This window comes from Methylobacterium sp. GXS13, assembly GCF_001455965.1.
GTDB lineage: Bacteria > Pseudomonadota > Alphaproteobacteria > Rhizobiales > Beijerinckiaceae > Methylobacterium.
In genome coordinates, this window is record NZ_LKKO01000094.1 from 1 (window position 1) to 7991 (window position 7991).

At 68.8% G+C, this 7991-nt stretch carries 6 protein-coding genes; 5 read left to right on the forward strand and 1 reads right to left on the reverse strand.

The annotated features are described in order from the left end of the window. Nucleotides 1-245: 245 nt before the first annotated feature. From AO398_RS26295 to katG, 3 genes are all read left to right on the forward strand, one after another. Nucleotides 246-551: a DUF2293 domain-containing protein gene (locus AO398_RS26295; RefSeq protein ID WP_348272377.1), complete on the forward strand. Its 306-nt coding sequence runs from the start codon at nucleotides 246-248 to the stop codon at nucleotides 549-551. 592 nt (nucleotides 552-1143) lie between these two features. After that, a complete protein-coding gene (locus tag AO398_RS26300; protein WP_244498897.1) occupies nucleotides 1144-1461 on the forward strand; it encodes a hypothetical protein in 318 nt (105 codons plus the stop codon). Nucleotides 1462-2208: 747 nt separating this feature from the next. After that, a complete protein-coding gene (gene katG, locus AO398_RS26305; protein WP_058195146.1) occupies nucleotides 2209-4530 on the forward strand; it encodes a catalase/peroxidase HPI in 2322 nt (773 codons plus the stop codon). Nucleotides 4531-4921: 391 nt separating this feature from the next. Here the strand turns inward: katG and AO398_RS26310 are convergent, their stop codons facing one another. Continuing rightward, nucleotides 4922-6469 carry an oligosaccharide flippase family protein gene (locus AO398_RS26310; RefSeq protein WP_058195147.1) on the reverse strand — a complete coding sequence of 516 codons (1548 nt, stop codon included), beginning with the start codon at nucleotides 6467-6469 and terminating at the stop codon, nucleotides 4922-4924. A gap of 297 nt (nucleotides 6470-6766) precedes the next feature. Here AO398_RS26310 and AO398_RS26315 point away from each other — a divergent pair, with 297 nt between their 5' ends. Both AO398_RS26315 and tsaD read left to right on the forward strand, forming a co-directional pair. Further along, nucleotides 6767-6976: a TOBE domain-containing protein gene (locus AO398_RS26315; protein ID WP_058195152.1), complete on the forward strand. Its 210-nt coding sequence runs from the start codon at nucleotides 6767-6769 to the stop codon at nucleotides 6974-6976. Between the two features lie 112 nt (nucleotides 6977-7088). After that, on the forward strand, nucleotides 7089-7991 hold a 903-nt coding region (tsaD, locus tag AO398_RS26320), incomplete at its 3' end, for a tRNA (adenosine(37)-N6)-threonylcarbamoyltransferase complex transferase subunit TsaD (RefSeq protein WP_058195148.1).

Here is a 7991-nt window from a genome sequence, read left to right on the forward strand (position 1 = left end):
GAAGAGGATCAGATTTGTGCCTACTTCGCCGGCGGCAAGATGTTCGCTGATGGCGTTCGCCGGGGGCGGTACGGCCAGTCACCCATGCCAAATCCTCGGCGCGGCGGTGAGGCGCACGGGGTGCGACGCCTGTTCTTTCGGCGGTCCGCCTGAGCGGGATCCCCACCCGAACGGACGGGGGCGCCGCCGGCGGCCTCCCCGAATCCGAGACCCGCGCCGGCCTTGACGCCCTGCCCCGGGAGGCCGTGGAGGCGGACCTGGCCCGCCTCGCCCCGCGCCAGCCCCCCTTCGAGGCCGATGCCGTCCTCGACCGGGCGCTGGCGAGCCCGGGCCTGCGCGGCGCCGCCCCGGAGACGGCCGCGCGCCTCGCCCTGGTGGCCTATGCCCGCCACGTCTTCACCGATTACGACGACCTCCTGGGCGAGGGCTATGACCGCGACAGCGCCCGGCACTTCGTCCTCGACGACCTCAACGCGACGCTGACCGCCTGGGGGGCCGCGCCGATCCCGGAAGCGGACGCCGAGGCCGATCCGGAGGAGGATCCGGCTTAGGGCGCGTGCCTCCGAAAGGCTGTCGCCGACCTGGGCCGCCCGTGAGACAGGCCCCGGCTGGGACCGGACGTGATCGTTCCGCCCGCGGATTGCTGACGATGCAGGCAGGACATCGCCGCGTGTGGAACCAAGCCGGCCACCCTGAGTTCGGCCCTTGTTTCTAGAATGTATCTCGAAATTCAGGGGGCTATCGATCATGTCACTCCGGTTCATGGGTGTGTCAGCCGGCTTGGTGCTGGCTGCGATGAGTCTCGCCACGCCGGCTACCGCGTCCGCCGGTGCGCGCGCTGTGGGCCTCAACGGGGCTCCGACAAGCTGGGCCAGAATGACTCGCCATCGCACGAAGGCGCATCGCCGGAGCATGATGAACAAGGGTGCAGGGACGGCCTCATCCTCCGCGCCGAACGGTCGCGGGATCGGCATGGGACCGACCGGACAGCCGAGCGGGGTCAAGTAAGGCTTGCCGCCGGCGCGATGCGACGCGCCGAGCCGCGTGGCTCATCGCGCCTCCGATCCATGTCGGCATGGCCCCGCGCCGCATTCGTGCGGGGCCGATCCGCAATCGAATCCCTCGAGGAGAGCCTCATTGTCGATGCGACCCGTGCCTGCCCGGCCGATAACCCTCGCCGCCGCCGGTGGCCTCGGCCTGATGATCCTGGCCCTGTCGGGCGCCGCGCACGCGCAGTCGGTCAACAGCCAGATCGATCAACCGACCCCGGCGACCCTGCCTTCGGGGACCCATCATGCCGACAGTCCGGTCTCTCCGGCGCATCAGCCGACGGGGCAGGTCGCGCCGCCGAGCGCCATCCGTGCGTCGACCGACGTCATGAAGGGCGGCTCCGTGCAGGGGAGCGGTGGCAGCGGCACGGTCAATCCGATCCAGCACTTGCCCAAGGATATGCAGCGCTGATCACACGGCTCGAGCCGCGAAACGACGTCTGCGCGGAGGTGGGCGGCCTTCGCCGGCCTCCGGTCAGCGTGCGTGAAGAGGCCCGCGCGATGCAGGGCCTCCAGGCCCCGCCTGCCATCGCCCGGCAGTGATCGCGTGGGACGCTCTTAATAGCGTCTTCCCCCGTGCCGGCAGCCGCGCCGGCAACCTGCGATGAGGCGATCGGCAAAGCCATGACGGTCGAGCCTCGCCGAACCATCGGCAAGGATGCCGGCTTCGCCATCGCGCCACGCGACGCGATCGCCTGCATCACCGTGGCGACGTCGCAGCAGAACCCGCGGCCGGCGATCCGTGTCTGCCATGGCATGCCGGACATCATCGCAGGCTGGAGCCGCGCCGCCCCGATCCCGGAGCGCGCCGCCTCTCGTCGCCTCACTTCACCGGGTGGATCGCGTGCGGCGTGTCTCGTCGGAGGACTTGGCTTGATGACGGACGGGCGATCTCCAGCCGCACGAGCGCACCGTCTGCACGGTGCCGCATCGCGCAAATGTGAGGCGACTCGCCCTCTGAGAGGTCGGTTGGCGTCTAGCCTAAAACGGCGGCCGCGACATCTTGCTTTTAGGACTGAGCGCCTGATTTCGCCCGTGATGTCGGATCGCGCAGACAGGCGCTTCCGCGAAGACGAGTCGCACGTGTCGCGCCTTTGGCAGCGACAGGCCGGCGGCCCGATCCGCCGGGCGACAAGGTCCTACGCCTAAGGGGATATTGATGGACGAGATGACGATCGACAAGACCAATACCGAATCGTACCCAATGGAAGGCAAGTGCCCCTTCGGGGGCGACCGCATCGGCGGAGCTCTTGGCAGCCGTCCGGCACTCGAGAATTGGTATCCGCACCGCCTGAGGGTCGAGCTTCTGCACCAGAACGGCGTCGCGGCCGATCCCCTTGGCCCTGATTTCGACTACGCCGCCGCATTCAATACGATCGACCTCGACGCCCTCAAGAGCGATATCAAGCAGTTTCTGACCTCGTCGGTGGCGTGGTGGCCGTCCGATTACAGCAATTACGGCCCGCAGATGATCCGCATGGCCTGGCATTCGGCCGGCACGTACCGCATCGCGGACGGGCGGGGCGGCGCCGGTACCGGGATGCAGCGGTTCGCGCCGATCTCAAGCTGGTGGGACAACGGCAACACCGACAAGTCGCGTCGTCTCCTGCAGCCCATCAAGCACAAGTACGGCAACGCCCTCTCCTGGGCCGACCTCATGGTGCTCACCGGCAACTGCGCCCTGGAGATCATGGGCCTGCCGACCTACGGATTCGGCGGCGGGCGCCTGGACGCCTGGGAGGCGGACAACGCCACCTACTGGGGCCCCGAAGTCGTCGAGATGGGTTCGGTGTCGAGCTTCGACGACATGGTGAACCGCGACAAGCGCTGGCGCGGCAAGAACGGCGACGCCGACTACGACCTGGAAAACCCGCTCGCGGCTTCTCACCAGGCGCTGATCTACGTGAACCCCGAGGGGCCTTACGCGAACGGTGACCCGCAGGGCTCGGCCAACGACATCCGGGTGACGTTCACCCGCATGGCCATGAACGACGAGGAGACGGTGGCGCTGATCGCCGGCGGCCATGCCTTCGGCAAGAGCCACGGCATGACCCCCGCCAAGGAGATCGGACCACCGCCGGAAATGGCGCCGATGGAGGCGATGGGTCTCGGCTGGCACAACCCGAAGGGCACCGGCTCCGGCAAGGACACGATGACCAACGGCATCGAGGGCAGCTGGACCCCCGATCCGACCAAGTGGGACAATGCCTACTTGGAGAACCTCTTCAAGTTCGAGTGGGAGCAGACCAAAAGCCCGGCCGGCGCCCTGCAGTGGACGCCGAAGGACCCGAACGCGCCCAAGACCCCCGACGCCCATGTCGCGGGCCAAATGCATCCCCTCATGATGATGACGTCCGACATCGCCCTGAAGGTCGATCCGGAGTACCGCAAGGTCTGTGAGAAGTTCCTCAACGACTTCGACGCCTTCACGCAGGCTTTTTCCAAGGCGTGGTACAAGCTCACCCACCGCGACATGGGGCCCAAGCACCGCTACCTCGGCCCGGAGGTGACGATCGAGGACGGCCTGCTGTGGCAGGATCCGATCCCCGATGCCGCCTACACGCCGATCGGCGCGGACGAGGTCGCGGCCCTCAAGCAGGCGATCCTCACCACGGGCCTTTCCGTCTCGGACCTGGCCTTCACCGCTTTCTCGGCGGCTTCGACCTACCGCGACAGCGACAAGCGCGGCGGTGCCAACGGCGGCCGTATCGCCCTCGCCCCGCAGAAGGATTGGATCGTCAACCGCCGGGCGGCACCTGTGGTCGAGGCGCTCCGCTCGGTCATGGCTGCGTTCAATGGCGGGCGCGCCGATGGCAAGCAGGTCTCGCTGGCCGACCTCATCGTGCTCGGCGGCTGCGTCGCCGTGGAGAAGGCCGCCAAGGAGGCCGGGGTCGACACGTCCGTGCCGTTCTCGCCCGGCCGGGTCGACACCACGCAGGACCTGACGGACATCGAGATGTTCGAGTGGCTGAAGCCCGTGGTGGACGGGTTTCGCAACTACGTCGATGACGGGTTCGGTGCGATGGCACAGAGCCTGTCGCCGGAGGAGATGTTCCTCGACAAGGCCAACCTGCTGACGCTGACCGCGCCGGAATGGGTGGTGCTGACCGGCGGCCTGCGGGCCCTCAACGCCAATCACGACGGGTCGAACCGCGGCATCTTCACCGATCGGGTGGGGGTGCTGACGACCGACTTCTTCCGCCACCTGACCGACACAGGTCTGGTCTGGGAGAAGGTCGACGCGGCTGGAACAGCCTTCACCCTCAAGGACCGCGAGAGTGGAACGGTGAAGTTCGAGGCCACGCGCAACGATCTCGTCTTCGGGGCGAACGCGCAGTTGCGCAACATCGCCGATGCCTATGCCGGCAGCGATGGCCAACGTCGGTTCGTGGCGGATTTCGTGCGGGTCTGGGACAAGGTGATGATGCTCGACCGCTATGACGTGAAGGGGCACCGGCGCTACGGGCCTATGGCGGCCTGATCGACGGCGGCCTCGCCAGCCCACAACCCCGTCCCGCCGTCCGGCGGGGCGGGGTTCCCGTGGATAAGCGCGTCCACGGGCACAGACGAACGCAGTGACGCCGGGTTATCCGCCCAACGAGGTCCGCGCATGCGCGCACAGATGGTCCTCGCACCATGGCGGCGCAGCCTCTCAGGACGGTGGAGACGGAGCGTGTGAGGCAAATCCGCAGCCGGGCGCAGGCGATAGTCTGCGGCGATCGGCTGTTCGCCTGTTGTCAAGCCGATGAGGCCTTACCCTCCGCGAGGGCCTCCTGCGCGAGCGGAAATCGACTCGACGCGGTCATGCTGCCCCAGCCCCGGCCGACCCGGCGGCGTTCAGCCAAAGCTCCGGCATCCCACACGATCCGCGATCAGGGACTGCCGAGCGCGAGCCGCAACCCGTCGACCTTCCGGATGAGCGGACGGGATCGCGCGACGAGATCCCCGAACACGTCCCGGGAGAAGAGCCGCAGCAGGGCGACATAGATGGTCAGGGCGATCGAGCTGGCCACCAGAATGTCGAGGAGCTCGTGGGCATCGAAGACGGGATGGCTGGTCAGCCAGGCCGCCAGCCCGACGGCCGCCGATGCGTAGAGGGCCGGGACGAGATGGATGACCGCCACCTGCCTCAGCGTGGCACCGCCGCGCCGCAGGATGACATAGGCGTAGAGCGGCTGGACGAGCACGTAATAGGTCAGCATCGCGAAGGCGATGTTGACGTCCATCCTGGCGTGCGGGGCAAGGTGGACGCCCAGGCCGATGATCAGCAGCAGGAAGCCGGAGAAGACGATCTCCAGGATGAGATCCAGGCCGAACGCCCCCTGCGCCTGAACGAGCGCCCCGGAAATCCACGAGACCGAGAAGAAGGCCAGGCCGATGCACTGGGCCTTGACGACGATTCCGGTGGCGGACCACCTTTCCCCGAACAGCAGGGCGATGGCCGGCTCGGCGATCAGGATCGGGATGAAGCAGGTCGGCATGACGATGAAGGCCAGCAGGCGGGACGACCGGAGCGCCGCCTGGGTCTGGCCGTGGAAGTCGTTGCGCAGGCGCGACAGCGCGGACTGCATCACGCCCGTGATGCTGCCGGCGAGGACCCGGACCGGCTGGATCGCCAGCCGATAGGCGAACACGTAGAGGCCGGCCTCGGTCGTGGTCGCGAAGATGCCGAGCAGGATGAGGTCGGCCTGCCCGCTGAACGTCGACAGGATGCGGCTGCCCACCAGCGCGATGCTGCGCCGGGCGATGTGCCGCCACCGGCGCACGAACGGCCGGGCTCCGATCGTCTGCGGACAGAGGCGCCACAGATAGGCCGTCCGGGCGGCCGCGATGATCGGAACCGGCAGGGCGAAGCTGTAGGCGCCGCATCCGGCCGTCGCGAAGGCGATCGTCAGCACCTGCAGGCCGAGCAGCTCCAGGAACGCGACCCGGGCCACGATGTCGAAGCGCAGGGCCAGGTTGATCGCCGCCGACGGGATCGTGCCGAGTTGCCGGATCGGCAAAGCGAGCGCCTGGATCACGATCAGCCCCGTCACCGCGGGCGCGCCGTACAGCATCGCGAAGAACGGGCTCGCCGCGATACAGGCGACGGCGAGGACGAGGCCGATCGTGAGGCTCATCCAGAACGCGGCGGTGCGCCAGAGGCGCATCGTCTGCTGCCGCTGGACCAGGATCTCCTCGAGGCCGAAATCCGCAAACGAGCTGACGATCGCGATGGCGCCGGTGGCCAGGGCGATGGTGCCGTAATCGGAGGGGAGCAGGATCTTCGCCAGGATGATCTGGCTGACGAAGCCGATGATGCGGGTTCCGACGTTCTGGAGGGCGAGCCACGCGATCCCGATCGACGCCGTCGTGCCCAGCGAGGGCTGGGCCGGGGCCGCCGTGACGGCGCGGTGCGGGTCGCCACTTTGTCCAGCCATCCGGCCCCCTCGCGGTCCGGCTGATCGGCCGGTGTACTGTATTTATTAATACAATAGCCTAAATCTACATGGCCTAGTGTCCGTCCTACTTAGATAAGCAGGATTGAGGGCGTCAACGTCGGATTGAGGCCCGCCGGTCATCCATTAGGGGTATGCGGGCGGGTCCGCCCGGGCGCTTGCACCGGGCTGGTTTCGCCCCCCGCGACGCGGCGCCGGGGTGGTCGCGCCGGTCCGCGCCATGTTGTAGGAGACCCGCCGGAGGCCGCCCCGTGCGGCCAGGGAGCTTTGCGGCACATCATGAAGATCAGCGCACGCAACGTCATCAAGGGCACGGTGGTCTCCGTCGACAAGGGATCGACCACGGCCCACGTGAAGATCGAGATCAGCCCGGGCCAGGTGATTACCGCCGCGATCACCAACGAGGCGGTCGATTCGCTCAAGCTCGTGGCCGGCGGCCCCGCCTACGCGGTGGTGAAGGCCTCCGACGTGATGATCGCGGTCGACTGAGCGGCCCTTCGGCGCCCGGGCGGTCATTGCGCCCGCCCGGCGCCCGGATTACCCCCCGGCCGGCAGGTTCTCCGGCGGGGGCGTGCAGGTCCGTTGATCGAGGGAGTGGCCCGTGAAGACCGTGCTCGGCATCGAGACCACCTGCGACGAGACCGCCGCTTCCGTGGTGTCCGTCGATGAGGACGGGCTCGGGCAGATCCGCGCCAACGAGGTCCTGAGCCAGATCGCCGAGCATGCCGTCTATGGCGGCGTCGTGCCCGAGATCGCCGCCCGCGCCCATGTCGAGGTGCTCGACCGGCTGATCGCCCGCGCCCTCGACAAGGCCGGGATCGGGTTCCCGGATCTCGACGGGATCGCGGTGGCGGCCGGGCCGGGGCTGATCGGCGGCGTGCTGGTCGGCCTCGTCACCGCCAAGACCCTGGCGCTGGTCGCCCTCAAGCCGCTGCTCGCCGTGAACCACCTCGAGGCCCACGCGCTGACCGCGCGGCTGACCGACAACCTGCCCTTCCCGTACCTGCTGCTGCTGGCCTCGGGCGGCCACACCCAGCTCGTCGCCGTGCGCGGAGTCGGCGATTACGTGCGCCTCGGCTCGACGGTGGACGACGCCATCGGCGAGGCCTTCGACAAGGCGGCCAAGCTGCTGGGCCTCGGCTATCCCGGGGGCCCCGAAGTCGAGCGCATGGCCGAATCCGGCGATCCCGAGCGCTTCGCCCTGCCCCGGCCGATGCTGGGCCGGCGCGAGGCGGACTTCTCCCTGTCGGGCCTCAAGACCGCCCTGCGGATCGAGGCCGAGCGGATCGCCCCGCTGGCCGAGCGCGACGTCGCCGACCTCTGCGCCAGCTTCCAGGCCGCCGTGGTCGACGTGGTGGTGGACCGCGCCCGGGTGGCCCTGCGGGCCTTCTCGGGCGTCGCCGGCCGGCCCACCGCCCTGGTGGCGGCGGGCGGCGTCTCGGCCAACGGGGCGATCCGGCGGGCGCTGGCGGCGCTGGCCGGCGAGGCCGGCATCGACTTCGTC